The 26,443-nt window shown below is 62.6% G+C and carries 28 protein-coding genes and 1 pseudogene; 20 read left to right on the plus strand and 9 right to left on the minus strand.

Annotated elements, in window-relative coordinates:
• The first annotated feature begins 258 nt into the window (after nucleotides 1–258).
• The 12 genes from NKJ04_RS24160 to NKJ04_RS24215 all read left to right on the plus strand — a co-directional run bounded on the left by NKJ04_RS24160 (nucleotide 259) and on the right by NKJ04_RS24215 (nucleotide 14,722).
• A complete protein-coding gene (locus tag NKJ04_RS24160; RefSeq protein ID WP_352677604.1) occupies nucleotides 259–1,428 on the plus strand; it encodes a glycosyltransferase in 1,170 nt (389 codons plus the stop codon).
• Nucleotides 1,425–2,732, plus strand: coding sequence for an MATE family efflux transporter (locus tag NKJ04_RS24165; protein WP_352677605.1), 1,308 nt, complete (start codon nucleotides 1,425–1,427; stop codon nucleotides 2,730–2,732). Before NKJ04_RS24160 ends, NKJ04_RS24165 begins: the two co-directional genes overlap by 4 nt.
• A gap of 8 nt (nucleotides 2,733–2,740) precedes the next feature.
• On the plus strand, nucleotides 2,741–3,970 hold the full coding sequence (locus NKJ04_RS24170) for a GNAT family N-acetyltransferase (RefSeq protein WP_352677646.1): 1,230 nt from the start codon (nucleotides 2,741–2,743) through the stop codon (nucleotides 3,968–3,970).
• Between the two features lie 12 nt (nucleotides 3,971–3,982).
• A complete protein-coding gene (locus NKJ04_RS24175) occupies nucleotides 3,983–5,206 on the plus strand; it encodes a GNAT family N-acetyltransferase (protein ID WP_352677607.1) in 1,224 nt (407 codons plus the stop codon).
• 157 nt (nucleotides 5,207–5,363) lie between these two features.
• On the plus strand, nucleotides 5,364–6,479 hold the full coding sequence (locus NKJ04_RS24180) for a glycosyltransferase family 9 protein (protein ID WP_352677609.1): 1,116 nt from the start codon (nucleotides 5,364–5,366) through the stop codon (nucleotides 6,477–6,479).
• A 216-nt stretch (nucleotides 6,480–6,695) separates the two neighbouring features.
• Nucleotides 6,696–6,920: a hypothetical protein gene (locus NKJ04_RS24185; protein ID WP_352677611.1), complete on the plus strand. Its 225-nt coding sequence runs from the start codon at nucleotides 6,696–6,698 to the stop codon at nucleotides 6,918–6,920.
• Between the two features lie 45 nt (nucleotides 6,921–6,965).
• On the plus strand, nucleotides 6,966–9,449 hold the full coding sequence (ligD, locus tag NKJ04_RS24190) for a DNA ligase D (RefSeq protein ID WP_352677613.1): 2,484 nt from the start codon (nucleotides 6,966–6,968) through the stop codon (nucleotides 9,447–9,449).
• Nucleotides 9,450–9,685: 236 nt separating this feature from the next.
• Complete coding sequence (ku, locus tag NKJ04_RS24195) at nucleotides 9,686–10,591, plus strand: non-homologous end joining protein Ku (protein ID WP_024501732.1); 906 nt, start codon at nucleotides 9,686–9,688, stop codon at nucleotides 10,589–10,591.
• Nucleotides 10,588–11,703 (plus strand): tetratricopeptide repeat protein, encoded by a 1,116-nt coding sequence (locus NKJ04_RS24200; RefSeq protein WP_352677615.1) that lies wholly within the window; start codon nucleotides 10,588–10,590, stop codon nucleotides 11,701–11,703. The genes ku and NKJ04_RS24200 overlap by 4 nt, the downstream gene beginning before the upstream one ends.
• Nucleotides 11,704–11,912: 209 nt before the next feature.
• Nucleotides 11,913–12,557, plus strand: coding sequence for an alpha/beta hydrolase family protein (locus NKJ04_RS24205; protein ID WP_352677617.1), 645 nt, complete (start codon nucleotides 11,913–11,915; stop codon nucleotides 12,555–12,557).
• 4 nt (nucleotides 12,558–12,561) lie between these two features.
• Nucleotides 12,562–13,332, plus strand: coding sequence for an exodeoxyribonuclease III (locus NKJ04_RS24210; protein WP_352677619.1), 771 nt, complete (start codon nucleotides 12,562–12,564; stop codon nucleotides 13,330–13,332).
• A 193-nt stretch (nucleotides 13,333–13,525) separates the two neighbouring features.
• A complete protein-coding gene (locus NKJ04_RS24215) occupies nucleotides 13,526–14,722 on the plus strand; it encodes a hypothetical protein (protein ID WP_352677621.1) in 1,197 nt (398 codons plus the stop codon).
• A 61-nt stretch (nucleotides 14,723–14,783) separates the two neighbouring features.
• Here the strand turns inward: NKJ04_RS24215 and NKJ04_RS24220 are convergent, their stop codons facing one another.
• Nucleotides 14,784–14,876: a putative RiPP precursor gene (locus NKJ04_RS24220; RefSeq protein ID WP_352677623.1), complete on the minus strand. Its 93-nt coding sequence runs from the start codon at nucleotides 14,874–14,876 to the stop codon at nucleotides 14,784–14,786.
• A gap of 399 nt (nucleotides 14,877–15,275) precedes the next feature.
• On the opposite strand from NKJ04_RS24220, the gene NKJ04_RS24225 reads away from it, so the two are divergent.
• The gene (locus tag NKJ04_RS24225; RefSeq protein ID WP_352677625.1) at nucleotides 15,276–15,575 is read left to right on the plus strand and encodes a WD40 repeat domain-containing protein; all 300 of its coding nucleotides are present in this window, start codon (nucleotides 15,276–15,278) and stop codon (nucleotides 15,573–15,575) included.
• Nucleotides 15,576–15,580: 5 nt separating this feature from the next.
• Nucleotides 15,581–16,132, plus strand: coding sequence for an isochorismatase family protein (locus NKJ04_RS24230; RefSeq protein ID WP_352677627.1), 552 nt, complete (start codon nucleotides 15,581–15,583; stop codon nucleotides 16,130–16,132).
• 266 nt (nucleotides 16,133–16,398) lie between these two features.
• Here the strand turns inward: NKJ04_RS24230 and NKJ04_RS24235 are convergent, their stop codons facing one another.
• The 3 genes from NKJ04_RS24235 to NKJ04_RS24245 all read right to left on the minus strand — a co-directional run bounded on the left by NKJ04_RS24235 (nucleotide 16,399) and on the right by NKJ04_RS24245 (nucleotide 19,088).
• A complete protein-coding gene (locus tag NKJ04_RS24235; protein WP_031213628.1) occupies nucleotides 16,399–16,644 on the minus strand; it encodes a hypothetical protein in 246 nt (81 codons plus the stop codon).
• Nucleotides 16,645–16,714: 70 nt separating this feature from the next.
• Nucleotides 16,715–17,014: a DUF1236 domain-containing protein gene (locus NKJ04_RS24240; protein WP_031213630.1), complete on the minus strand. Its 300-nt coding sequence runs from the start codon at nucleotides 17,012–17,014 to the stop codon at nucleotides 16,715–16,717.
• A 1,786-nt stretch (nucleotides 17,015–18,800) separates the two neighbouring features.
• A complete protein-coding gene (locus tag NKJ04_RS24245; RefSeq protein WP_023813332.1) occupies nucleotides 18,801–19,088 on the minus strand; it encodes a hypothetical protein in 288 nt (95 codons plus the stop codon).
• A 15-nt stretch (nucleotides 19,089–19,103) separates the two neighbouring features.
• Here NKJ04_RS24245 and NKJ04_RS24250 point away from each other — a divergent pair, with 15 nt between their 5' ends.
• From NKJ04_RS24250 to NKJ04_RS24260, 3 genes are all read left to right on the plus strand, one after another.
• Nucleotides 19,104–19,319 (plus strand): hypothetical protein, encoded by a 216-nt coding sequence (locus NKJ04_RS24250; protein ID WP_023813333.1) that lies wholly within the window; start codon nucleotides 19,104–19,106, stop codon nucleotides 19,317–19,319.
• Nucleotides 19,320–19,422: 103 nt separating this feature from the next.
• A complete protein-coding gene (locus NKJ04_RS24255; RefSeq protein ID WP_352677629.1) occupies nucleotides 19,423–19,641 on the plus strand; it encodes an exopolysaccharide production repressor protein in 219 nt (72 codons plus the stop codon).
• A gap of 596 nt (nucleotides 19,642–20,237) precedes the next feature.
• The gene (locus tag NKJ04_RS24260) at nucleotides 20,238–20,540 is read left to right on the plus strand and encodes a DUF1236 domain-containing protein (protein ID WP_352677631.1); all 303 of its coding nucleotides are present in this window, start codon (nucleotides 20,238–20,240) and stop codon (nucleotides 20,538–20,540) included.
• Between the two features lie 87 nt (nucleotides 20,541–20,627).
• On the opposite strand, the gene yghU is transcribed toward NKJ04_RS24260, so the two are convergent.
• Nucleotides 20,628–21,494 carry a glutathione-dependent disulfide-bond oxidoreductase gene (yghU, locus tag NKJ04_RS24265; protein WP_352677633.1) on the minus strand — a complete coding sequence of 289 codons (867 nt, stop codon included), beginning with the start codon at nucleotides 21,492–21,494 and terminating at the stop codon, nucleotides 20,628–20,630.
• 195 nt (nucleotides 21,495–21,689) lie between these two features.
• Between yghU and NKJ04_RS24270 the strand changes: the two genes are divergently transcribed.
• On the plus strand, nucleotides 21,690–22,595 hold the full coding sequence (locus tag NKJ04_RS24270) for a S1C family serine protease (RefSeq protein ID WP_352677635.1): 906 nt from the start codon (nucleotides 21,690–21,692) through the stop codon (nucleotides 22,593–22,595).
• A gap of 137 nt (nucleotides 22,596–22,732) precedes the next feature.
• On the opposite strand, the pseudogene NKJ04_RS24275 reads toward NKJ04_RS24270, so the two are convergent.
• Together NKJ04_RS24275 and NKJ04_RS24280 are read right to left on the minus strand one after the other, a co-directional pair.
• A pseudogene (locus NKJ04_RS24275) lies at nucleotides 22,733–22,837 on the minus strand (SDR family oxidoreductase); the annotation flags it as partial.
• Between the two features lie 111 nt (nucleotides 22,838–22,948).
• Nucleotides 22,949–23,560 (minus strand): hypothetical protein, encoded by a 612-nt coding sequence (locus tag NKJ04_RS24280; protein WP_164893069.1) that lies wholly within the window; start codon nucleotides 23,558–23,560, stop codon nucleotides 22,949–22,951.
• A gap of 248 nt (nucleotides 23,561–23,808) precedes the next feature.
• Here NKJ04_RS24280 and NKJ04_RS24285 point away from each other — a divergent pair, with 248 nt between their 5' ends.
• Complete coding sequence (locus tag NKJ04_RS24285; protein WP_128305569.1) at nucleotides 23,809–24,408, plus strand: YdeI/OmpD-associated family protein; 600 nt, start codon at nucleotides 23,809–23,811, stop codon at nucleotides 24,406–24,408.
• Here NKJ04_RS24285 and NKJ04_RS24290 read toward each other — a convergent pair.
• Complete coding sequence (locus tag NKJ04_RS24290; protein WP_352677638.1) at nucleotides 24,387–24,578, minus strand: hypothetical protein; 192 nt, start codon at nucleotides 24,576–24,578, stop codon at nucleotides 24,387–24,389. The two genes, NKJ04_RS24285 and NKJ04_RS24290, sit on opposite strands and share 22 nt — an antisense overlap.
• A gap of 87 nt (nucleotides 24,579–24,665) precedes the next feature.
• Here NKJ04_RS24290 and NKJ04_RS24295 point away from each other — a divergent pair, with 87 nt between their 5' ends.
• The gene (locus NKJ04_RS24295; RefSeq protein ID WP_352677640.1) at nucleotides 24,666–25,799 is read left to right on the plus strand and encodes a transporter substrate-binding domain-containing protein; all 1,134 of its coding nucleotides are present in this window, start codon (nucleotides 24,666–24,668) and stop codon (nucleotides 25,797–25,799) included.
• Between the two features lie 92 nt (nucleotides 25,800–25,891).
• Here the strand turns inward: NKJ04_RS24295 and NKJ04_RS24300 are convergent, their stop codons facing one another.
• Complete coding sequence (locus NKJ04_RS24300) at nucleotides 25,892–26,203, minus strand: hypothetical protein (protein WP_352677642.1); 312 nt, start codon at nucleotides 26,201–26,203, stop codon at nucleotides 25,892–25,894.
• Nucleotides 26,204–26,443: the final 240 nt, after the last annotated feature.

Raw genomic sequence — 26,443 nt, forward strand, 5'->3', positions numbered from 1 at the left:
GCGAGGGATCATCGCGCGGGGTTGTAAAAAAACGGTGTTGAAGCCGATGGTTGCTTCATTCTCGGTCAACCCTTCTGTGCGTAGCTGTATCGAAACGAAGCAATGCCTGGGGCGTACGGCCGGCAGTCGGGCGTATCGAACCGATAGTCGGACATATCAACCGATAGTCGGACGTATCGAACCAGGCATGATTCTTGCGGACGGGCTTCTGCCACAATCGCTCAGCGCGATGGTTGTAGCACCCGGCGGGATATAAAGATGCGGATTGCCTGCGTTCATCAGGGTTATGAACTCTATGGTTCTGACCGCAGCTTCGCGGAGAGCGTTGCCGCGCTGCGCGCCGCGTTTCCGTCGGCCGATATCGAAGTGATTTTGCCGCGCAGCGGGCCGATCGTGCGGATTCTGGAAGCGCATGCCAGCCGGATCGTCTTCGAACCGCTCTGGGTGCTGAGGCGCCAGGCCATTGCGCGCCTTGCGACCGTCGAGATGGCGCGATTGCCGGTTGCCGTGTTCAGGGCGTGGCGGCGCCTCAAGGATTGCGACCTCGTCTATGTCAACACCTCGATCGTGGCCGACTACGCGCTGGCCGCACGCCTTCTTCCCCACAAGGCCGTCCTGCACATCCACGAAATCCCCGAAGGCGCCATGCGCAGGGTACTTGTCGGCCTGATGCGCTGGAGCCACGCGGATCTGATCTTCAATTCACACGCGACACGCGCCGCGTTTGGTGATCCCAAGGCGGCGCGTGCGTATGTCGTCTACAACGGTGTTGCCGGGCCGGCGGCGGTCGAACCGATGACATATGACGGCAAGCGTCCATTGCGGGTGCTGCTGCTCGGCCGCATCAACAGGATCAAGGGGCAGGAAATCCTGCTGGAGGCGATCGCCTCGATGCCGGCGGAACTCCAGGCGAGGATCGAGGTGCGGCTGGTCGGCGGCGCCTTCGAAAGCACTGAGCGCGAGCATGCGCTTGCCGAACTGGTCGAAACCATGGGGCTTACCGGGCGCGTCAGAGTCCTGCCTTTCATTCCCGACCCCTCTGAGCATTATCGATGGGCCGATATCGTCACCGTGCCGTCGCGGCGTCCGGAATCGCTGGGCCGCGTCGCCATAGAGGCGATGGCTTACGGCCGGCCGCCACTTGTGTCGGCGATCGGCGGGCTGGTGGAAGTGGTCAGCGACGGGGAGACCGGCTGGCATGTTCCGCCCGGCGACGCAGCAGCTCTTGGCGCGAAATTGCAGGAGATCATCCTCGCCCCTGAGGCCTGGCGCGGGTTTGTCGCTGCCGGGCGCGCGCGCTACGAGGCAATCTTCAGCGAGCCGGTCGCGGCCGCGGCGATCACCGCGATCGCCGCCGACAAGCTGAAGACGACCATCGCGCGGCCGGGCAGGGTGCCTGCCGCCCGCGAAGCGGAGACGCGGCCGTGAAGCTAGCGTTTCCGAGCCATCTGGTTCGACGCCTCGTGCTGATGATCGGCGGCGAGGCGATGCAGAGCGGCTTTCATTTTGCCCTCAACATCATGCTGTTGCACATGCTGTCGGCGCAGGGCTACGGCCTCTTCGCCATCGGCATGGTGATGGGCGGTGTCGGCCTGTCCTATATCAGGTCGCTCACCGCCGTTCCCGCCAGCATCTGGATGAGCAAGAGCACCAACAGCGCCGGCGTCGATACCTATGACGTGGCGTTCGGAACGGCGGCGCTGATCGTGGCTTTGCTGATGGCCGTCGGCACGGCAGTCCTGATGCATGTTCTTGGCGACCCAAGCGGAATTGCCGCCGGCTGCTTCGTCGGTGCCTGGTCGTTGCGCAGCCATATGCGCACGGCTTTCTTCGCACGGCGCCAGCAGGTTGTCGTCTCCATCAGCGATGGCGCTTTTACAGTCGCCGGCTGTGTCCTGACCGGGCTGTCGATATGGTTGGTCCAAGACCCGCTGCAGACCGTGTTCTATGCACTAGCCGCGGCAAATGTGTTCGGCATTTTCGTCCTGGTCCGGCTGGCTCGGCGCTCGCTTCGCATCAGCTTCCGCATGCCGACGCGGCGACGCTATGTCAGACTCTGGCCCCAACTGCGCTGGTCGGCATTCAGCGCGACCACCACCAACATCCAGGGTCAATGTCTGGCGCTGCTGGTCGCCGGCATTGCCGGTCCTGCCGCCTACGCACCTCTGGCGGCGGTTCTGGTGCTGTTTGCTCCGCTGCGCATCATCAGCCTTGCGTTCGTCAACATGACGCAGCCGGATCTCGCCAGGCTGATACGGAACAATGAAACAGGCCGTGTCTGGACGCAGGCCAAGATCTGGGCGCTCGTCATGGGGCTCGGCGGCCTTGCTTATGGATGTGCGATCATGTTCGTCCTGCCGATGATAAAATCCCAGGCTCTCCAAGACGCTTCGACCTGGTTCATCGGACTTTTCGTGATCGCAAATTTTGTCCCTATCATGCTCTATATCATGCCCCGCATCGTGCTTGAAATACTCGGCGATTTTCGGATCGTCGCGTTCATCACCACGGGCGGCGCGGTCGTCGGCCTGGCGCTGATCGCGGCCCTGCTGGCAATCGCGTCTCCGCCGTGGGCGTTGTTGGGTTCCGCCGTCTCGGAGATGTTCGTGCTCGTGGCATCGTGGTATTTCGCGCATCACCGCATGTGGAATATCGAGCATCCCGACGAGGCGCGCGACAGCCGGTTGGGCGCGTGGCGGCGCACGCTGCCGTTCGCTACGGCAAAGCGATAGGAAAAAACATGGCAGTCCAGGCGGTGCAAATTGCTGCGGTGGCCGGCTCGCCCGATGGCCAGTCCTCCCATCCGGCCACCGTCGTCGCCATCGATGCCTACACGGCGCGGCTCCACACCAGCCTGGAAGCGGTGAGGCCGCTCTGGCTGCGCCTCCAGACGGACGGTGTGTGCACCGCCCACCAGAATTATGCCTGGGCCGAGGGGATCGTTGCGCGGCTGATGCCGCAAGGTGCGGAACTGCTCATCGTGGAGGTAAACGATGCCGTCACGGGTGCGCCGCGAATGCTGGTGCCGCTGATACGGCGACCGGCCTTCCGCCATCGGGTGATCGAATGGCTGAGCTGTGGCGTTTGCGACTATTCGGCACCGCTGCTGGCCGATGCCAGCCCGTGGACGACGCAATCGGCGCAGGCCGCGTGGGCCGCGGTGCGTTCCGTGCTGCCGCCGGCGGACCGCATCCAGATCACGGGAATTCCGCAATCGATCAGCGGCGTCGCCAATCCGCTGGCCTTGCTCGCGGCCACGCGCGATTCCCTGCATACCAGCTTCGGTCTCGCCATCGACGGCGACCCGGAAACCGTCCTCAAGCGCCTATGCCGGCCATCCTTCGTCAAGGCCTTCAACAAGGACTGGCGCCGCCTCGAACGGCTTGGCGACGTGGAACTGGTCGAAGCCAACACGCCGGCCCTGGTGGAGGTCATCTTCGCCGGCCTGGTCCGGATGCGGCTCAGCCGCTTTCGCGAACTGGGCCGCTTCGACCTGCTGACGCAGGCGGCGGTTGTCGACTTCTATCGAAACGCCGCTCTCGAGGGCCTGTCGGATGGGTCGGTGCGGCTCTTCGGGTTGCGTGTGGGTGAAGCTCTTATCGCGGTCCAATACCTGCTGATCCATCAAGTCACCGTTCATGCTCTGCTGATCTCAATCGATCAGGGCGCGGTGCCCAATGTCTCGCCGGGACTTCTGATCATGGGCAAGTTGATGAGTTGGGCGCGCGGGCGCGATTTCAATTATTTCGACCTGTCGGTAGGCAACCAGAGTTATAAGGAACATATGGGTGCCGCGGGTTCGGGCCTGCGCGAGCTTTGCCACGGGATTACGGTGCGAGGCAGCGCCGTGAGCGCAGCCATCGAGATCCGCAACCGGGCCGAGGTGTTCGTGCGCTCCAAACCTCGGCTGCTGAAGAGGCTCCAGGGACTGATGCGGGGTTTGCGGCGCCTGCGTGGGGGATCAGAATGACGGGAGAAGCATGTGGCAAGCTACGCGGCGGGAACGACTCCGATAAGGGATCTGCCCGGTGGGCCGTTTTCCCCGACTGTCGCCAACGTTGATGCAACCGCGCACTTCACGGCTCGGCTGCACACCAGCTTCGACACCGTAAGGCTGCTATGGCTGCTCCTTGAAGCTCACGGCGTCTGCACTGCCCACCAGCATTATGCCTGGATCGAAGGAATCGCCGCACGGCTGATGCCCAAAGACGCGGATCTGGTCCTCGTCGAGGTGAGTGACGCCGTGACCGGCGCGCCGGCCATGCTGCTGCCGCTGATGCGGCGCCGGGCTCTCGGCCACCACGTGATCGAATGGCTGAGCTGCCGCGTGTGCGACTACGCGGTGCCGCTGCTGGCGGATGGGAGAGCGTGGACCAGGCAGAGTGCCGACGCCATGTGGGCAGCGGTCCGTGCCGTGCTGCCATCGGCGGATCGCATCCATATCGCGGGAATTCCGCAGCAGGTCCACGGCGTGGCCAATCCGCTGGCATTGCTTTCGGTGGCGCGCGACTCCATCCAGGTCACCTCCGGCCTCGTCCTGCATGGCGACCCGGAGACGCTCATCAAGCGAATCTGCAAGCCGTCCTTCGCCAAGGCCTTCCGCAAGCATTGCCGCGGCTTCGAACAGCTTGGTGGCCTCGCTTTGGTCGAGGCCGATACGCCTGACCTGACCGAGGAGCTCCTGGATGCACTGCTGGAAATGCGGCTCAAGCGTTTTCGTGAGCTCGGGCGTTTCGACCTCCTGACGCAGGCCCCGGTCGTCGATTTCTACCGCGCCGCGGCGCTGCAAGGCCTGTCCAACGGATCGGTGCGGCTCTTCGGACTACGCGTCGGTGAAGCCTGGCTTGCCTCCATCTATGTGCTGGTGAGAAAAGGCACACTTCACGCCCTCCTGCTCGGCATCGACCAGAATGCGGTCGCCAATGTCTCACCCGGCCTGACGACGATGGGCAAGCTGATGGTGTGGGGATGCGAGCGGGGCTTCGACTATTTCGACCTGTCGGTCGGCGGCCAGGGCTACAAGCAACATATCGGTGCCTCGAGCTCGGTACTGGCCGAGGTCTGCGAACCGGTGACAGTGCGGGGCAGGGCTGCGAACGCAGCCATTTTGCTGCGCAGCCGGGTCGAAGGCATGACGCGGTCGCGTCCCCGGCTGCTCAAGGCCGTCCAGGGCTTGACGCGCCGCTTGCGGCGATTGAAGGACTGAGGACGAGCGTTTGCCGACGACCGATGCAAAGAGGCACCAAGGCCGGCAAGCTTGTTGACTGGGTTGGTTAGCTCTATATCTGAAAGCCCCGCTTGCCGTTCAGAAATGAGTGTCCTCGGCAGATTTTTTAAGTTGGCGTTTTCGGCAGATCATATCGATGGATGCAAGTTTAGGAGATGGGATTCGTTCCATCCTCATTATTCAAACGAAGTACATTGGAGATGTCGTTCTGACATCTGCTTTGGTTCGCAATCTGCGTCTTGCTTATCCGCAAGCATCGGTAACCATGCTTTGTGCGCCGGGTCTCAAGCAGTTCATTGTCGCGCAAGGGATCGCCGATGTTGCCGTTGGCTTTGAATCCCGTGGCAGAGGAAGGACTCTGCTCAAACGTTTGAGCGACTATCGTGGCGTCATCTCTGATCTGCGGCGTCGGAAATTCGATCTTAGCATCGACCTTACCGATTCAAAAACCTCGCGGATCATGCATCGCTTGATCGGGGCTCCACTTCGCGTCGGCTTCGATCCTTCCGAGCATCCGATGAAGTTCTGGGAAATCCAGCTTGCAAACGTGCTCGCCGCGACCTTCGGACATGGCGGACCGCATTATCTCTACAGGAACCTGTCTCCACTCAGCGCCCTTGGGTTGGATTATCAGGATCCAACGCCTCGGCTGCAGCCGACCAGGACTGCCCAGGAAGAGTGTGCCAGGCTTCTTGCGGAAAACGCTTTGGCGAAGAAGTCCTATGTGGCCGTGCATGCCGGCGCGAGATTTGAAGGCCGTTGCTGGCCGCCCCAACATTTTGCTGCGGTCATCGATGAGGTATACGCCAAAACCGGGCTGCGATCCCTCCTCGTTGGTGGGCCGGATGAAGGGCTTGCCGCGCAAAGCATCCTTGAAGTGGCAGCATCGCCGGTCGCAAGTGTCGTCGGAAAAGCCTCGCTTGAGGTCTTGACAGCATTGTTGGCCGAAGCGTCGATCTTTCTTGGCAATGAGAGCGGCCCGATGCACATCGCGGCCTCTGTCGGAACTCCAGCGGTGGGGCTGTACGGTCTGACGTCGCCTGAGCAATGGGGCCCATTCGGTGTCCCCAACCGGACGCTCCAGCCGCCCATGCCTTGCCCATGCATCGCTCCAGGTTTATGTAAAGAAAACAACGCCGGTGGGGTCTATTGCGTCCAGCGGCTCCAGGTTGCCGATGTTGCGGCGGCGACACTCGATCTCATCGGCACGGAAGTTCAAAAATCTGCTCATTCGGGCATGCCGGCCGCGTAGCAGGGCGGCAGCGATGGGCGATTGTTTGGCGGCGCGCTTCACGTCTTGATTCAGGCCAAGGCCCAAGCATCTTCAAAAGATTGGTAAATTTGACCGGGCCGCATCCTGCGCTGTCCGCGAAATTGACAGGACGGCGCGTCTCCGCCATCCTTGGCCCCAGTCGTCAGGCTGCCGGCAGCGGCCGCGTTGCGTGTCAGGGCGACCGAGGGCAGTGTCATGTTCAGTCCCGTCACAGGTCAGAATTCCAAGCGCGCCGCGGTGCGCAAGGCGCTCGATCGTCACAAGGTCTACATCACCGCGCAGTGTTTTTCGGCAGGCACCTACCAGGCCCGGGTTCTGGTCGACGGCGAGGCCTATTGGGTCGACGAATTCCGGCTGAGCCAGCTGCAGCAAGGACTGTCGCCGGCGGAGCTCGAGTTGACGCCGGCCGCTGACGATTGAGAGCGTGACTGGCTTGTTCCTGGCCGCCGTGCTTCGATCCTTGCGATGACGACTCCACCAAAGCTCAAAGCCTATCGCGCCAAACGCGAATTCGCCAAGACGCCGGAACCGGTTGGCGGGCTCGTCAGCAGCGACGGCAACCGCTTCGTCGTGCACAAGCACCACGCCACCGCTGACCATTATGATCTGCGCCTGCAGGTCGGCGATGTCTTGAAGAGCTGGGCGGTGCCGCGCGGGCCTTCGCTCAATCCGGCCGACAAGAGGCTGGCGGTCGAGACCGAGGATCATCCGCTCGAATATATCGACTTCGAGGGTGTCATTCCCGAGGGCGAGTATGGCGGCGGGCCGATGATCGTCTGGGATACCGGCACATGGGCGCCGATGGACGACGTCGAAAAGAGCTTGCGAACCGGCGCCTTCAAGTTCCGGCTGGCCGGCGACAAGCTCAATGGCGGCTGGATGCTGACCCGGCTGAAGCCGAAACCCGGCGAAGACGAAAACAAGAAGAACTGGCTGCTTTTCAAGGAACGCGACCTCGCCGCCGACACCGCGCTTGACATCCTCACGGCCCGGCCGGAAAGCGTCAAATCCGGATTGCGCATCGAGGAGCTGGCGGCGCCGGCGAAGCCCGCTGCCAAACCCGCGCCCAGACAGGGATCGCTGAAGCCCGGCACGCTGCCGGGCGTGTTCAAGGCCCCCATGCTTGCCCGTATCGAGCCGCAACTGGCGACGCAGGTGCCAAAGCCACCCGATGGCGACGACACCCAACAAGTCTGGCTGCACGAGATCAAATTCGACGGCTACCGCACCATGGCGCATCTCGCTGGCGGCGTCGTCAAGCTGATCACCCGTGGCGGCATCGACTGGACGAAGCGCTATGGCGACCTGCCGCATGCGTTCGCCAAACTGCCGTGCCGCGACGCCATCATCGACGGCGAGATCGTGGTGCTCGACGCCCGGGGCATCAGCCGCTTCGCGCTGCTGCAGGATGCGCTGGCCGAGGGCGCCGGCAACAAGCTCCATTTCTACGCCTTCGATCTTCTCCACCTCGACGGCTGGGACCTGACCAAGGCGCCGCTGGTCCGGCGCAAGGCGCTGCTGGCGCAGATGCTGTCGGGCGTCGGCGCCAATTCCGCCATCCAGTTCTCCGACCATGTCGAAGGTTCGGGGCAGGGGCTCTACGACCAGGTGTCGGAACTCGGGCTGGAGGGTGTCGTCTCAAAGCGCGCCACGGCCATCTATCAGAGCGGCCGAAGCAAAAGCTGGACCAAGACCAAGGCACTGCTGTCGGACGACTTCGTCATCGCCGGCTTCACCATCTCCGATGCGGCCGAAGGGCTGGCGGCGCTCGGCATGGCAGAGTTCGAGGGTGGTGAATTGCATTATCGCGGCAAGGTCGGCACCGGTTTCGATGCCGCCACCGCCGGTGAGTTGCTCGCCAGGCTGGAGCCGCTGCGGGAAGGCGCCACCCCGCCCGAGGGTGTCCCGCGCGAAATCATGCGCGAGATGAACTGGGTGCGGCCGCTGCTGTCGGCGCGCATTCATTACGCCAACCGCACCTCAGACAATGCGCTACGCCACGGCGTCTTCCGTGGTTTGAGGGATGTCGGCTTGTCGACGCCGGTCTCGTCCAAACGCAAGCGGCTGATCGCCGAGGCCGACCTTGCCACAATCTGGGTGACCAACCCGACGCGCCGGCTGTTCGGCAAGACCGGCCCGACCAAGCTCGACATCGCGGTCTATTACGCGCTGGTCGGCGACTTCATGCTGCCGCACATCCTCGGCCGGCCGGTGTCGCTGGTGCGCTGCCCGACCGGCCTGCCGAAGGATTGCTTCTTCCAGCGCCACGCCTTCACCGGCATGCCGCCCTCAGTGGTGACATTCGACGCGACGAATTCCGAGGGCGAGACCAAATCCTATCTCTCGGTCGAAGGCGCGAAAGGGTATCTGGCGCTGGCGCAGTTCGGCGTCGTCGAGTTCCACACCTGGGGCACCCACCGCACCAGCCTCGACAGGCCCGACCAGATCGTCCTCGACCTCGATCCGGGAGAAGGGATCACCTGGCGCGAGGTGGTCGAGGCTGCGGTGCATATCAGAAGCGAGCTGGAGCGCCTGGGGCTGGTGCCGTTCGCCAAGACCTCCGGCGGCAGCGGCATCCACATCACCGTGCCGGTGACGGGCAAGCAGAACTGGAAGAAACTGCACCAGGTGACCAGCGCGATCGCCACGCATCTGGCGACAACGGCGCCTGATACTTTCACCACCACCATGGGCAAGGACAACCGCAAGAAGCGCATCTTCATCGATTATCACCGCAATGCGCGCGGCCACACCTCGGCAGCACCTTACTCGCTGCGCGCCCGCACCAATCTGCCGGCCTCGACGCCGGTCAGTTGGAGCGACCTCGAATCCATCGATGCGCCGCAGGATCTGAACTATTCCTCCCTGCCGGGGCTGCTGGCGACGTCGGGCGATCCGTGGGCCGAGATCGACGAGTTCGCGCGGGATTTGCCGACCTTGAAGAACTAGGTTCCTCGGCCCCCATGAAATGGAGGAGAGCGTTGCGGGGCGAGGAACCCAACGCCATCGACGCTTCCGACAATTTGAATTATTCTCTCCGCCACGACCTCAAAGACGTGGCGGAAGATTTCGTCAGGGATTTGCCTGTATTGTGCGGGGTCGGTGTAGGATTTGCGCAGCCTCGTTCGTCCTTCGGACGAAAGCGCTGCAGTCAATGTCAGTGCATGGCCGCGTAGGAGTGTTTCATGGCGCCCAGGGCAAGTTGGAAAGGTTACCTTAAACTCAGCCTCGTCAGCTGTCCGGTGCGGTTATATCCCGCCACCAGCGCCAGCGAGCGCATCAGCTTCAACCAGTTGCATAAGAAGACCCACAACCGCATCAACATGAAACCGGTCGACCCCGAATTGGGGCTCGTCGAGCGTGCTGATCTGGTCAAGGGCTATGAATACGAGGACAAGCAGTACATCATCATAGATGATGCCGACCTCGATGCGGTGCGCATCGAATCCAATCACACGATGAACATCGAGGCCTTCGTCGACGAGGACGAGGTCGACGTCATCTATCAGGACGCGCCCTACTACATGGCGCCTGACGGCGCGATGGCGGAGGAGACCTTCGCCGTGCTGCGCGAAGCCATGCGCAAATCCGGCAAGCTGGCGATCGCACGCCTGGTGCTGTCGAGCCGCGAGCGGGTGGTGACGATCGGCGCGCGCGAGAACGGCATGTTCGTGTGCACCTTGAGGAATCCGAACGAAGTGCGTGGCACGGCTGAATATTTCGGCAACATCCCAGCCGGCAAGCCCGATCCCGAAATGCTGCAGCTCGCCGAAGCACTGATCAAGCAGAAGGAAACCACCTTCGATCCGAAGAACTATGAGGACCGCTACGAGGCGGCACTCATGACGATGATCCGCGAGAAGCTGAAAGGCCACAAGCCGATCATCGCGGCGGCACCCGAGCGCGGTAATGTCATCAATCTGATGGATGCGCTCAAGGCGAGCCTGTCGCAATCGAAGCCGCCGGCCAAGTCGAAAAGCAAGGCCGACGAGGTTGCCAAGCCCGCCGCGAAGAAGGCGGCAGCGGGTGGTGCTGCTGAAAATCCGTTGAAGGCCAATCTGCTGAAGGCGGTCGGCAAGAGCAAGAAATGACGGCACCGACCGGCGCTGTTTTCGGCACGATAGGCGCGCTGGCGGCTTTTCCGCTCAGGCTGGCTGCGCGGGAAGTGGAACGCCGACACGGCCAGCTGCGGCGCGGTATCACCAGGCGCACCACGCATGTCGTCTTCGGCCGGACACTGTTGGCCAAAGCCGGGCTCTCCAGGAACGGCGATGCCGAGATCGAACGCCGTGTCGCCGCCGAGCGCGCGGCCGGGCGAACGCTGATCAGCGAGAACGGATTTCTGCGCCTTCTCGGACTGATGAAGACACCGGAAGCGTCTTCGCTGTCGCGGCAATCGCTGATCGATCAGTCGCGGCTATCAGGCTCCGACCTCGACCTGCTCAGCCTGTTCGATGCGTTCGAGCATGACGTTGAACCCTATTCCTTCCGCGACCTGATCCTGGCGCGCAAATATGCCGGGCTCATCGCCGGCGGCGCGACATGGGGGGCGATCGCGCGCTCCGTCCACCGCTCCGGCCCGGTGGCGTCGCTGACCGCCAAGTCGCTCAATGTCGGCTCGCAGCATGGACGCGCCGATGCCATCTATCTCGAAGGCGGCCAGAGCGAACTCGACGGGCAGTTGCTGTTCGATCTCGGAACAGCCGGGGCAGCGGGTGACGACACGCTGGAGGAGTTGTTCGCCGAGGCGGAAGCGGCGGAGGAGCAGGGCGACCATGATAGGGCCGCCGCGCTCTACCAGCGCTGCCTGGCCATCGATCCGAGCGATGCGATTGCCGCCTTCAACCGCGCTAACTGCCTGCGCGCCGGCGGCCACGCGGCGGACGCCGCGCACGACTATATCAATGCGATAAAACTCGACCCGGCCTTCGTCGAGGCGTGGTTCAACCTGGCCGGACTGATGAGCGAGCAAGGTCGCGAAGCCTCGGCGCGAAGGCACCTGCAGAAAGCGATCGCGCTCGACAAGACCTATGCCGATCCGGTGTTCAACCTCGCCCGGCTGGAATTCGACGCCGGCAATCTGCCGGAGGCGCGGGGCCTGTGGGTGCGTTATCTCGAACTCGACGCGGAGTCCGAATGGGCACGGGTTGCAGCCAAGGGCGTGCAGTTCGTGGATTTGCAGTTGGCGCGGACGGCGGGGTGAGGGATGCTGGCGCTTGAACACCCCCCTCTGGCCTACCGGCCATCTCCCCCGCAAGGGGGGAGATCGGAAGCTTGGGCGTCCCGCTCCTTCTTGCAAAGTGGGAGATTGGCGAAAGCGGTTGAGCGCGCAATCTCCCCCCTTGCGGGGGAGATGTCCGGCAGGACAGAGGGGGGTGTGACGGAACTCGACCTCTCCAGCGAGACCGCCCCATGACCACCTTCCTCTTCGACGGCGACGATAATGCTCCCGTCACCATTCTGCTCGCCCACGGCGCCGGTGCATCGATGGATTCGCCCTCGATGACCGCCACCGCCAAGGCGCTGGCCGCGGCCGGCTTTCGGGTTGCGCGCTTTGAATTCCACTACATGGCCGCGCGCCGCTACGGCCACCGCAAGCCACCGCCGCGGGCCGAGACGGTCAACCCGGAATATATCAAGGCGATAGCCAACCTCAGGGCAAAGGGCGTGACGGGACCGCTGATCATCGGCGGCAAGTCGATGGGCGGGCGCGTCGCCTCCATGGTCGCCGACGAGATGTTTGCCAAGGGCGAGATTTCAGGCCTGCTGTGCCTCGGCTATCCCTTCCATCCGCCGGCCAAGCCCGAGCAATTGCGGACAAAACACCTCGCCGATCTAAAGACGCCAACGCTGATCTTCCAGGGCACCCGCGACGAGTTCGGCACCAGGGACGAAGTCGCGACTTATGGCCTTTCCGACCGCATCGAGGTGATCTGGCTGGAGGACGGCGACCACGATCTCAAGCCTCGCAAGAGTGTTTCGGGGTTTTCGACCGCCGACCATCTGAAGACGCTGGCCGAGACGGTGAAGGCGTGGTCGGGTCGGGTCGCTTCCTGAAGCGATGAAGATCGCCTCCTTCAACATCAACAACATCAACAGCCGGCTTGAAAACCTGCTGGGATGGCTGGCTGCGGCAAAACCCGATGTCGTCTGCCTGCAGGAGCTGAAGGCGCGCGACATGCAGTTTCCGCGCTCGGCATTGGCGGCGGCGGGCTATGGCGCGGTGTGGAAGGGCGAGCCGACGTGGAACGGTGTTGCCATCCTGGCGCGGGGTGCCGAGCCAGTGCTGACCCGCGATGCGTTGCCCAGCGACGATGCCGACAGGCAGAGCCGCTATATCGAGGCGGCGGTGAACGGCATCATCGTCGCTTGTCTCTATGCGCCGAACGGCAATCCTCAGCCCGGCCCGAAATTCGCCTACAAGCTCGCCTGGCACGCGCGGCTGGAGGTGCATGCCGAACAGTTGCTCGACACCGGCCTGCCGGTGGTGCTGGCCGGTGACTACAACATCGTGCCCGAGCCGCGCGATATCTACGCCACCCGCTCCTATGACGACAACGCGCTGGTGCAGCCGGAAAGCCGGGCGTCGTTCCAGCGCCTGCTCGACCAGGGTTGGCTTGATGCCCTGCGCAAGAAGCATCCGAAGGAAACGCTTTACACATTCTGGGACTATCGCCGCAACCGCTGGCCGCGCGATGCCGGCCTCCGGCTCGATCACATCCTGCTGTCGAAGAAACTGGCACGCCGCCTGACCGCTGCCGGCATCGACCGCGACGTGCGCGGCGAGGACGGCGCCAGCGACCATGCGCCGGTGTGGGTGGAATTGAAGTAAGGCGACTGCTTTCATGCGTCGCGCTTGAACGGATTCCTGCAACGCGCTTTAAGTCTTTTGTCTTGATGCATGTCGCTGTCCCAAATCCGGGTTCGCTTTTGGCCGACATGCAATAACCTGTCGGCAAAGTACTCCAACGCAGCCGGATCGCCCGTGAACGCAACCCCCCACGAGATTTATGTATCGAGGCTCCATGCCTGACTTGGGCGCTGTCCAGATACTGGCCGCCGCCATTGTGGTGCTTGCGGCTGCTGTCGCGTCCTGGCTGCTGTGGCGGAAGCGCAGCCGTCGCAAGGGACGGCGGCTAATCAATCCGGCTGCCGACTATGCCGTCCGTACCGATTGGAACGCCCGCGGGGGTATGCTCAATTACTCGTCCTTCGTCTATTTCGATGTCGATCGCGACGGCAAATACGGCGCCGGAGACCGGCCGATGGCCGGGATCATGGTGCGGCTGTATGACGAAGCCGGCAAGCTCGCCGCGTCCGCGCGCACCAACAATGCCGGCTTTGCCAATTTTCCAATGTCGGTGAAAAGCAGAAAGGCCGTGATCCGCAAGCCGGGCAACTGGCGCTTTGTGGTTTCGGTGCCGCCCGGCTGGCAGGCGAAAAGCGAAAATGACATTCAGTCCCGACACTTCCTGCCGCTGCCGGGTTCGCCGGCCGGGATGGTATCGCAGGAGATGCTGCTGCCGGTCGGTCTGGCACCGCCGCGCCGCGTCAGCGGGCGCGTCGCCGGCGATGGACCAGCGACCCTCTCCGTGTCGGGGAATGGGCACGTCCTGGAGACGCGGGCACTGGCGCCGGGTGCCGTCTTCAGCTTCGACCTGGCTGAAGAAGCCGACACGGTCAGCGTCAGCGGCGGCGCCTTGGAGCGGCGGCTGACGGTATCGCCCTACTCGGCGGATCTCGGCCTGCTGTCGCCGCAACGCGCCGGCATCGACACTGATGCCGCCCTCGAAACGATCGATTTCGACGATGTGACGTCGCGCAGCCTCAGGAAAATTCCGGCTGGCCATGCCGGATTGGCGTGGCGCAACCTGAATGCGATGGCCCGCGACTTCACCAAGGACAGCCAGGGCTATGTCAATGGCAATGTTTCCGGCGACCATGTGCTCTACACCAGCAGCGGGCTGCCGGCCGAATTCAGCTGCGAACGGCCGTTCGGCTTTCACTCGGTCATGCTGAGCGCCGCCTGGCTGGCGTCGGAAGGGGAGGTGGCGCTGATCGAAAGCTGGCTTGGCGAGCAGCTGATAGCAAGCGACGAGGTCACGCTGTCGGCGCTAACGCCGCTGCACTACGCTCCAATGCTCAAAGCTGTAACGCGTGTTCGCCTGTCGACGAAGCACTATTGGCAAATGGTCGTGGACGATCTGGTCCTGACGCGCTGAGATTTAGGCATACCAAAGCGGAGCGAAATTTCGCCCCGCTTCAATCAAGTTTCGTTTACGGTCAGCCCGGCACAATCGAGGCGCCGTTGGCCGCAGTGACCGCCGACAACCGGCCTTTTTTCAAGAACGATGGCTTCACATAGATTTTTTTCATATCAGACTCTCCTAAAATCCCGATCCGATGATGCCAGACTGCGGCCATCTGTCAACCGTGCGGGCTGAAATCGGCAAACTGCAATAAATCCGAGGAGGCGCGGCAAGGCGCCCGCCCTCCAATTCTTTGTTTTACGCCATTCCGAATCGAAGTCTTCGGTGGTTTTCCTGGAATTGCTCCGCGCCAGGCGTGATCCGGCCAAGAGTGTGCCTGATTATATCGTGGCGCTGGTCGAGCCGTTTGCCGTAACGGCTGAAAGCTTGCCCTTCTTGACGAAAGCCGGCTTCGCGTAAGTCTCTTCATAGCGATCTCTTCTGATCCCTCGGCGATGATGGCAGATGCGCGACATGTATCGACCAAGCCGGGTCCGGCGGCGGGCCTCCTGGCGATACTGGCGCCGTGTTCACTGTCCACGGCAACGCATTGGCGCTGCCGGCCGACGGCCGGCGCCTGGTCTCCGACTCGCTCGACGGCACGGCGCGGCTGTGGGGCATGGATAGCGGCAACCGGATCGCAATGTTGGACAGCCAGACCGGCCCGATTTATGCGGTGGCCTTCGCCGCCGACGGCGCGGTGCTGACCGGCGGCAACGACCGCACCATCCGCGACTGCCGGCCACCGGCGGCGACGGCGTGGTGCTGTTTGCCGGCGCGCCGGAATGAGCGAAATCTTGATCACCCTGTCCGCCGTGCTATGTAAAACCAATGCCAGCACCCAGCCTCCCAGACAATGCGCCGCTCATCGTCATCGATCTCCAGACCGGCATGTTCGACGGTGTGCACGAGCAGCCGATCCATGATGCGCCTGATATTGTCGAGCGCACCAAGGCGGTGATCGATTGGGCGCGGCGCGGCGGGCGCAAGGTCGCTTTTATCAGGCATGACGGACCCGATGGCGACCCGTTGGCACCGGATGAGCCGGGCTGGCCGGTTTGGCCCGCGCTCGGCCAAGCGGCGGACGAGCCGACCTTCGCCAAATCCGTGCGCAATGCTTTCAGCAATCCTGCCTTCGGCGACTGGCTTGCCGGTCAGGGTGCGAGTGCTGTCGTGCTCTTGGGCGCACAGACCGATTTTTGCGTGGCCGCGACGGTCAAGGGCGCCATCGCCAGAGGGCTCGGCGTGACCGTGGTCTCCGATGCGCACAGCACGCTGGACAATGCCAGCGAGAGTGCCGAGCAGGTCATCCTCAGGCACAATGGCGAATTCGCCGAGGCCGGCGTCAATCTGGTGACCACAAAGGCGCTTGTCGGCGGCTGAAGCCCGACCGTCGCCGCAGCGCGCATTATCAGGCGGGCCGGCTTGAGGACTTCGCGAGAGAAGACAGGCGGCTGCCGTGGTCGACGCGGACGGGGGGGCGCATTGTTGGGATGGCTCGGGCGCCCGCGTCAACCAGGGCGGCTCGTACCGCCGCATTAGCAACATTGCACATTGCGCGCCGCTCGAAACTTCCGCGAAAGCGGAATAGGCTGGGGCAAAAGTGCGGATTCGGCTGAGACTTTCGGCGCGCTTTCCCGGTCAGGGAGTCAAAAAGTCTGCTGGCTTGTCGGGATGTCGCTCAGGGCGTTTGCCGGGTCCTGCACCGGATCGGCGAGGAACGATGCCGCAATCAGGTCGTCGGCATCGATCCGACCATGACGATCTTCCATGATGGCCGCGACCTTTTGAAAGGTTTTCATTTCGGCATCCGTCACCCGCGCATCACGCATCCTGGCTTGGAGATCGGCCAGGCGAACGCCCAAAGCAGGGGATGTCACAGCTTTGCTTGTCATCTTCACTCGTCCTGATTGGAAGCTGGGCAACCCGCCGCCATGGCTGGCGGCGGGTTGGACAGTTCGAAATTCAATCGTAGACCTTGATGATCTTGCGGGTGCCCGGATCCACCAGGACGGTGCGGTTGTCGACCACCACGTAGCGGTATTTGACATCGGGGATCTCATGAAGTTCGACCGTGTCCGGCAACGCGCTACCAATATTCAGTTCCACACCGGGAACCTTGACCGAAGCGAGAGGCTGCTTCTTCACATACTCGCGGATGACCGTGTCCTGTTCAGGCTGAATGACAACGTCCTGAGCGGCAACGGCGCCGACACCAGCCAACAGCAATAGCGCCGCTGCGGCGCCCGTTAGGTGCATTTTCATACCGTTTCTCCTTGCGAGTCAGCATGACAGGATCGTTCAACGCTGACGGCAACTGAACTTGAGCCAAATGAAAATGTTCCTCCGCTGGGGCTTCGGTCGGGTGAGACGTGCGACTTAAGTCTGGTCTGCGAGCGCATTGGTCTTACCGACGGGAACGGCTCTCTGTTCATGGCTGTTTGTCTCCCGGAATTCGGAGAGACAGATGGACAAAAGTGTTGGCCAAGCGCGCTGGTTGCTCGCACCGATTTTCGCGACAGCTGTCACCTTTCTGGTGATGGGGATAGTCCTTGGCTGACATGTCGTCGATCGGCGCAGCAACGTCCCTTCCTGCGCTGATAGGATTCGCAAGCCGCTTCGGCGGCTGGCGAATCCTCTATTTTCACCATGCGCCGGCCTGCTCATTCGGCAGCCGAGCGCTTCGTTCAGCTTATGCAACGTTGGGAGGTTACTATGGATCGGCGATCCTTCTTGACGGCGATGTTTGGCATTGCCGGGGCAGCGGCCCTTGCAGGGGCAATTCGCCCGATCGAGGCAGCGGCCGGTGTTCCAGGCGCCGGAAACGGCATTCTCGATGAAATTGAGGCAGAGGCCCTCGACGACGAAGGTGCACATGCGGAGGTGCAGCCGGTCGACCATCGACGCTGGGATCGGGGCTGGGATCGGGACTGGGATCGGGATCGGGGCTGGCGCCGGCGCCGGCACGGGCGGCGTTGGAGACGGGTCTGCCGCAGTTACTGGCGGCATGGTCGCCGTCGCGTCCGGTGCTATCGCAGACGTGGCCCTTCGGTCGTCCTTCGATTTTAGCAGCTAGCCTGCACGTCTTAGCGATTTGATCAGTGCGATGGGCTCGGCGTCCGCATCTTTCCTGCGGCTGCCGAGCCGGAGGCTGTTTGTCGAGGCTGAAGCTACACGTGGCGAAACGGTGCGAAGATGAATCCGCGCCACACAAAGGCGAAGACGGCAAGGCGAGGACAAGAAATGGCCCGGCAGCCAGGTGCAAAGGGAGGACGCCGGGCCAGCCGACTTCTGGCGGTCGTCGGCCATCGTTACATTAGATATACCTAATGTTAATGCAAGCAACCCAAAACTTCTCCGATGGACAAAACACCGTCCGAAGCTGTCCGCTCCGCTGCATGATCACCAGCACGGCCGCCGCACTGCAGGCAGCGGCAATGGCGGATCTTCCTGGCCTAAGTCTGGAGGACCTGCGCGGCGGCAATCTCGCTATGGCTCAGCAATAGCTCGTTCAGTTTGCCGCTTTGCTATCGGCCGCGTGTATCGATCGAGCGGGCGGCGAAGACAGGGCACGCTGATCCGCAGGCTGCTCACCGAAGTAAAGTGAACTGCCGAGTAGGAGGAACACGATGCCCACCGCCGTTAATCCAACCATGAGCACGGCGATCGCCGTTCCTGGGCCATGGCCCGTCTTGATGATGGTGGATCGGTGGGGCATCGCGCTGTTCTCCAGGCATGGCACCCGGCGGGGCCGCTTTCGACAAACGACGAACACGGCCCCGATGTTCCCTCGTTGGAAGCTTCAATCGGTCACGTCGGGCTTTTGCTTTTTCCTGTAGGACCAAGGTCTTATCCGTCGTGCGCAAAAGTCCAAGGGGCCTTGTTCAGTTCCGATAATGTCCCTTGGATGTTCCGCTATTTTAGGTAAATCTGATATAATGCCTAGGCGGAAAACTTAGCCGGCCAAGCACATTTTCCCGCGAACCGGGCATGGAAAATGTGGCTTTGGCAAGTTCAACAACAGGCAGTCATGTCTCGGGCGACGAATGGCTCACGTCTCGTCGAATCGGCCCTCGCGGGTCTGATCGCGCGTGATCGCGGCTTCTTCCTCATCATCGGGAAGGGCATCGTCGCTGTCCTGGTACGCGTTATCGTCGTCCTCGTCGGGCAGATCGCCGTCTTTTTCGACGCCGTAACGCATGTCGCCGTTTTCCGGCACGGACTCTGGCAGGATCTCGCCGCCCTTGATCGCATCCCAATCCTGCTGCTCGATGGTAGGCCCATCCGCCTGCGGTGCGTCATCTTCGATGTCGGCGCTTGGTTTGTTGCGCGGTGCCATGCCGGCCTCCTTTCCTTGAAAAAACTGGAGGCGAAACTCGGCGTGCCGGCATTTGTTCCCCTGCTCGAAGTGCAAAGAGCGGGCGTGCTTCTGGATTTTCGACGGCTGGCGCGTCAGCCCAGCCCCGCCGGCACCGCCGCCGCGCGCCGGATCGCCACCGTTGCCAAGTCGCCGCGCAATGGAAAGCGCGCAGTGGCGATCGGCCGCTTACTTGCGAAGTTGCTAAAATAATGAAATGTTGTTCGCGGGAAATGGGATGAGCAGGGACTGGTTGGAACCGGCGCGGTTTCGGCGGTTTGGGGAAACCATGTATTTTGGGCAGTTTCTCGTAGGAATGTCAGCCACGGCCATCATCGTCGCGGCCTGGACCTATATGGCCACCGGCTCCTTCTGGGAGGCATTTGCCTGGACGATAGCGACGCTGCTTGTCCTGCAGGTCGGCTACTTCGTGCTCATCGTGAGGCTGATCTTCAGGCGCTCGCACGATATCGTGCCGAGCCAGGATCCGGTAGACGCCTTCCCGCCATTGCATCGCGACGGTGTCCAGCTTTGAGACCGGCTGGCCAGGATCACTCGCGCGTGTGCGCCCGGGCAAATTCGGGGAACCTCGCCCACAGCGCGATCACGGTGTTTGGTCACTGAGAGACAGCGTTGTCTGGGCATAGCCCTGCTGGAGGTTTCGGCACAGCGTATCGTGGGAACATTTCGGCGTCGTCGTGGGAACATGATGCATGCGCGACCGGCTTCGCATGGCTCAGGCCGTCAGGTGGAACAAGTGATCATGCTTCTCTAGCGGTACCGGTGAGGTTGCCACCTCTATCGGCACTGCCATGGCTCGCTCTGCTCCCGGCGGGGCGAGTCTTTTTCGTGCTCCCATCGTCGAGATAGAGGGACGCGAGGCTGATTTGACGCGGCGACAACAGGTGCTTCGCCAATTCGGCTGCAGAAGGAATTTTTCGTCTTCTAATGTCCATACACATTTGTGCAAGTTTTCAAGCATTTCTGCGCTGTCTGCCGCATGCTTGATCAGCAACAAATTAATATCCGGGCTGCAAACATAACATCTTCAATTCTGAAGTTCGATGGAACCACATGGCAGCGGTGGAGTTTTTATGGAGGGCGGAATTCAATTGTCACTAGGAGACGGTCATGAAACTTTATCTTACAAGCGCGGCGGCTGCCATCGTCGTGACGGGCGGCATTGGTGCGGCGCTGGCGGAGAGCGTCGTCGTCGTCCAGCCGCAGCAGGAGACGGTCGTTCGCGAATACATCAAGAGGGAACCGCTTGCCTCGGTGAACCTTCTGGGGGTCGAACTCAAGCTCGGCTCGTCGGTACCGGACACTGTCGAACTGCGTGAGGTGCCCGACGTCAAATACCGCGTCGCGGTGATCAATGACCAGACGGTCCTCGTCGACCCGGAGACCCGCCAGATCGTTGAAGTGCTGCACTAAGGGGTTCCCGCAGCACTGGACCTTGGGAAAAACCCGCCCCGACGTCGCGTCGGTGGCGGGTTTCCTTTTGTTGCGATCCGCGATGGCCTATTCGGCGGCCAGTCTATCCTGCGTCTTGGTCTCGAAATCGCTGGCGTCGTGGCGCTCATGCAGTTGCATGGCAGGCTCGCCGAAAGCGCGGTTGACCATGCGGCCGCGCTTGACCGCCGGTCGTGCGTCGATCGCCTTGGCCCAGCGTTGCACATGTGCGTATTCCTGCACGGACAGGAACTCGGCGGAATCATTGTACATGCGGCCGAGCGCCAGCCCGCCATACCAGGGCCACACCGCCATATCGGCGATGGAATAGTCCTTGCCGCCGAGATATTCAGTCTCCGCCAGCCGGCGGTCGAGCACATCCATCTGGCGTTTCACCTCCATCGAGAAGCGGTCCATGGCATATTCGAACTTTTCCGGCGCATAGGCATAAAAGTGACCGAAGCCGCCGCCCAGATACGGCGCCGAGCCCATCTGCCAGAACAGCCAGGACAGCACTTCGGCGCGCGCCGGCTGTTCGGTAGGCAGGAATTCGCCGAACTTTTCGGCGAGATAGACCAGGATCGAACCGGATTCGAAGATGCGCACCGGCGTCTTGCCGCTGCGGTCCATCAGGGCCGGGATCTTGGAGTTTGGATTAACCTCGACGAAGCCGCTGCCGAACTGGTCGCCATCGTTGATCCGGATCAGCCAGGCGTCGTATTCGGCACCCTTGTGGCCGCGCGCCAGAAGCTCTTCCAGCATGACCGTGACCTTGACGCCGTTCGGCGTCGCCAGCGAATAGAGCTGCAACGGATGCTTGCCGACAGGCAGTTCCTTGTCATGCGTCGGCCCGGCGATCGGCCGGTTGATGCTGGCAAAGGCTCCGCCGCTCGGCTTGTTCCAGGTCCATACTTTCGGCGGTGTGTAGTCGGTCATTTCGTGGCCTCGTGTCGGGGAAGGATGGCAGGTCGCCATAAACTAGGGCTGCGGATGTGTAAGTTCAACTTGCGTTGAACTATTATCGATGCCCGCGGAGCCAAGATCGGCAATTGGGCACTTCCTCACCCTTGCGCCTTCTCCTGCGTGGCATACCTATAGAAGATGTCACCAAAGCCCATCCAGGACAAAAGCATGACCATCAATCCCAATCCGCGCTCGGTCGTTGCAGTGCGGGCCACTGTCCCCGAAGATGCCTTTACGGCCGGCGCGCTCGGCACGCTCAGGGAAGGCAGCGGCGTCGTCATTCGCAACGATGGGCTGGTGCTGACCATCGGCTATCTCATCACGGAGGCGGAAGAGGTCTGGCTGACCAGCCATGACGGCCGCGTCATCCCCGCGCATGCGCTGGCCTATGACCAGGAATCGGGTTTTGGGCTGGTGCAGGCGCTGGCGCCGCTCGGCCTGCCGGCGGTGGCGCTGGGCGATGCCGGCAAGACCAGGATCGGCGACGCCGTCGTGCTGGCCGACGGCACCGGCCAGTCGGTGCAGGCCAAGATCGTCACCAAGCAGGAATTCGCCGGCTACTGGGAGTATCTGCTCGACGAGGCGATCTTCATTGCGCCCGCGCACCCGTCCTGGGGCGGTGCCGGGCTGTTCGGCGCTGACGGCTCGCTGCTCGGCATCGGTTCCCTGCGCCTGCAGATGAGCCGCAACGGCGAGGTCGCCGATATAAACATGATCGTGCCGATCGATCTGTTGCCGCCCATTCTCGATGACCTCCTGACGCGCGGCCAGGTGGCCAAGCCGCCGCGCCCGTGGCTCGGCGCCCTGTCGGCCGAAAGCGACGGCAGAGTGGTGGTGATGAGCGTGACCGAGGGCGGCCCGGCGGCCAAGGCCGGCCTGCGCCAAGGCGACATCATCTCCGACATCCGGGACGGCGCGGTCGACGGGCTGGCCGATTTCTATCGCAAGCTGTGGGAGAGCGGCTCGGCGGGGGCCGAGATTCCAATGCGGGTGTTGCGCGACGGCCGCGAAACCTGGCTGCGCGTCAAATCGGCCGACCGCGGCAGCTTTCTGAAAAAGCCGCAACTGCAGTAGACGCGTCGATGGCGTCGGCGATGTCGTCGGGTTGGCCGATCCGCCCGACCCGGCAGCCGCTCGGCCATCGCGGCCAGGGCCTCGGCGGGATTGCCAAGCGCCTGGCGCGCCTGCCGCAGCCGGTTCTCGCCGCGCCCGGCGATGATCACCTCGGCGCCGGCCTCGACGCAGCGCCGGGCCAGCGCCAGACCCATGCCAGAGCCGCCACCGACGATCAGGATTTTCTCATTTGAAATGCTCATTCGCTCTGCCTTTGCTTGGATGGAGAAGGGCAGGGAATTGGCAGTTCGGTACGGCAAGTGAAAACGGAAGAAACCGATAGCGCTATCGGAAGCGCCGATGATGCAGGGCGATCAGTTGCCGCAAGCGGTGAAGGCGGTGCCCGGGTTCCAGTCCTTGAAGGCGATGGTCTGGCCTTCGACCGAGACGGTCTTGTGCTTGGTGCTGCCGTCCGGCTGCTTTTCGCTGCCGGTGCCTTTGCCGGTCAGGACATTGTACTCGCAGGCGCTTTCGGCATTCTCCTTCAAATAGTCATCATGGTCATAGGCGAAGCCGGCGACGATGAAGGCAGCGTCGCGCCAGGCGATGGTCAGCGTCATGTCGGTCCGTTCGCTGCCGACCGGCATCGCCGGCAGGTAGAATTTGATCGAACCGTTGGGCAGCATCGTCAGTTCCGGCTCGGTGTCGGAGTTCTCGTAACCCGGCCGGTCGTAGCCGTTCCATTCCCCGTGGATCTGCTCGTGCACGGTTTCGACGGGCTTGAGGTAATTGTGCTCCTTGTCCCTGAGGAAGAAGTGGACGTCCATCGGGTGGCCGGGCTCGGTCTCCACCACCATGGCGAGATCGACGGCGCCGTCGCCGTTGAAGTCCCCGGTCACCGCTGTGATGATCTTCCGGGTTTCGATTGGCTCGGCGAGGGCGGCCGTGGGGAGAGACAACACAAAGGCGAGCAACAGAGATTTCATGGCATATTCCCCCGGGAGCGAGATGGCGTGCCCGAGCACGAGCATGGCAGGTATTCCGAAATTTCATACAGCGGGGCCGGGAGAAAAATGTTCAGGTCGAGGGGCGCGAAGGAACGCCGTAGGCGCCCGCCAAGTTTGCTGCCGGAAACTGACAGCGACTCGTGCCATTCTGGTCGATGACGGGCAATGCCAGGGACGACAGAGAGGGAACTGATGGCGCGAGCGACACCGAAAGGACAGGCCGGCTAATGGCGCCGGTCAAGGTTGATCCCGACAAGGTCCATGAATTCCCGGATCCGGGCAGCTTCTACGCATGGCTCGGCAAGCACCACGCCACGGAAACCGAAGTGTGGATCAAGGTTCACAAGGTGGGGTCGGGACTGAAGTCGATCACCCCCAAGCAAGCCATCGACGTGGTGCTGTGCTTCGGCTGGATCGATGCGGTGCGCAAGGGGTTGGACGACAAGAGTTTCCTGCAGCGCTACACGCCGCGCAGCCGGAAGAGCATCTGGAGCCTGATCAACATCGACAATGTCGCGCGGCTGGTCGAGGAGGGCCGCATGACCGAGCATGGGCTCAAACAGGTCGAGGCGGCCAAGGCGGACGGGCGCTGGGCGCGCGCCTATGGCAGCGGCAAGGAGATGAAAATCCCCGACGACCTGCAGGCTGCCATAGACGCCGAACCCGCTGCGAAGGTGATGCTGGCAAAGCTCAGTGCCCAGAACCGTTTCGCGCTCGCCTTCCGCACCCACAACATGAAGACCGAGGCCGGGCGCAAGAAGAAGATCGAGACGTTTGTGGCAATGCTGAAGCGCGGCGAGACGATCTACCCGCAAGGCAGGAAGTAAGGTTTGGGGTGGGCTGGTTTGGGCGCGAGTTCGTCTTCGGCACGGCAAGCCTGTCCGCACGGGATCCGGCGTTGCGCGAAGCGCTTCAGGATCTGAATCGTGAAATTGTTCCAACTGCTTGTTTTTTTGCGCAATTCGATGGTCGGCGCGTCGCGCGGCTGCTTCAGCAACGACATCGCCGGTGGACGAAGGACGGCACGGCGGCTACCCTTCGAAAGCCGCGACGATCGAGCGGCGGACGCTGGGAGTCGTTGCCGTTGAGAAGAGTTGCTTCGTGGACGATGGCGCTGGGTCTCATTGTCATCGTCGCGTGTGTGGGAGCCGGCGCCACGCTTGCCCAGACCTCGCCCGACCAGACGTCTCCCGACCTGGCTTCCCCCTCGGCCTCGCCGGCAAAAGAGATCTCGGTCGGGATCAAGGAGGCGCCGCCTTTTGCGTTCAAGCTGCAGGACGGCAGCTGGTCGGGATTGAGCATCGACCTCTGGCAGAAAATAGCCGGGCGGCTCAACCTTCGCTTCCGCTATGTCGAAGTGCCTGCCGTGCAGGACCAGATCGATGGCGTCGTCAACGGCAGGTTCGATGCGGCGATGGCCGCGATCACGGTCACGGCCGACCGCGAAAAGGCCGTCGACTTCACGCAGCCCTTCTTCACGACCGGTCTCGGCATTGCGACACCGCTCAACAACCAGCCGTCATGGCGGCCGGTGCTGCATGCCCTGACGTCGTTCGGCTTCCTCCAGGCGGTGCTGGGGCTGGTCATCATATCGGTGGTGGTCGGCGTCCTGATCTGGATGTTTGAACGTCGGCACAATGACGATTTCGGCGGCGGCGTCGCCAAGGGACTGTTTTCCAGCATGTGGTGGTCGACCATCGCCGCGACGCAAGCCAGCACCGGCGACTTCGGTCCGCGAACCGTGCCGGGGCGCGTGCTGGCCGCGCTCTGGATGATGGGATCGATCATTGCCATCGCGGTGTTCACCGCGGGCGTCACATCGGTGCTGACGGTGACGCAGATGGAAGGAATGGTGCAGGGCGAAAGCGATCTCGCCCAGGTCAGGGTCGGCGCGGTGCAGAGATCGTCGACGGCGTCCTATCTGGATTCGACCCAGATCCGTCATCAGGACTTTGCCTCGATCCAGCAGGGCCTCAACGCGCTTCGCGCCGGCAAGATCGATGCGCTGGTGCACGACAAGCCGCTGCTTGGCTGGCTGGTCGGGCAGAATTACGCGACAAGCCTGCAGGTTCTCGATGCGACCTTCGACCAGCAGCAATATGCCATTGCGCTGCCGCTCGGCAGCCCGTTGCGCAAGTCTCTCGATGTCGCCCTCCTGCAGACCATCGAAAGCGATTGGTGGAAACAGGCCGTTTTCCAATATCTGGGCGAGAAGTAGTCCGGCAGGAACTTCCGCGGTGCGATGCGCTGGAAAAACCGCCCTCGCTCTGCGAGAGAGGCGGCCCTTCCTTCGAGAATTGATGGTTGCTGTCACTGGTTCAGGTCGACCGGTGTCACGCCAAGAAGCTTCAGGGCGTTGGCGTAGGTCCTGATGCCTTGGGCCTGTTTGCGCTCGGCACAAAACCGGTTCGCCTTGTCCTGGAGCGCGGTTGCTTCGGCGATCTGGCTTGCGCTGGTGCCTGGGGTGGCCTTCGTTTGGATAGCCCCGTCGAGTTGAAGGCCGAGTTGGCTGCAATATTCGCTCCGGGTGACCGCTGCTTCCGCACCCGATTGTGCGACCGCCAGCATGGCGAGCGAAATGCCTGTCAGGGCACCGATCCATCCGGTCGAACCTCGTTGCATGTTTCGGGACCATTTCTTCGCGTTGTGCAGCAGCCCGCTTGGCCGCCGCGAGGGTGGTTATGACAGGCGATGTTTTCGCGAGTTTTTCCCGGATGTTGAATCTTGTTTCTGGGGTGTGTCTGGTGGGCGTTGAAGCTGCCAATCTCCCCCCTCGTGGCAGGGCTATCGCATATGGAATTCCTGAGATGTCTGCCCGGCACGGACCCCCACCCCTAACCCCTCCCCACAAGGGGGAGGGAG

Source organism: Mesorhizobium sp. M0618 (assembly GCF_040320765.1).
Taxonomy (GTDB): Bacteria; Pseudomonadota; Alphaproteobacteria; order Rhizobiales; family Rhizobiaceae; genus Mesorhizobium.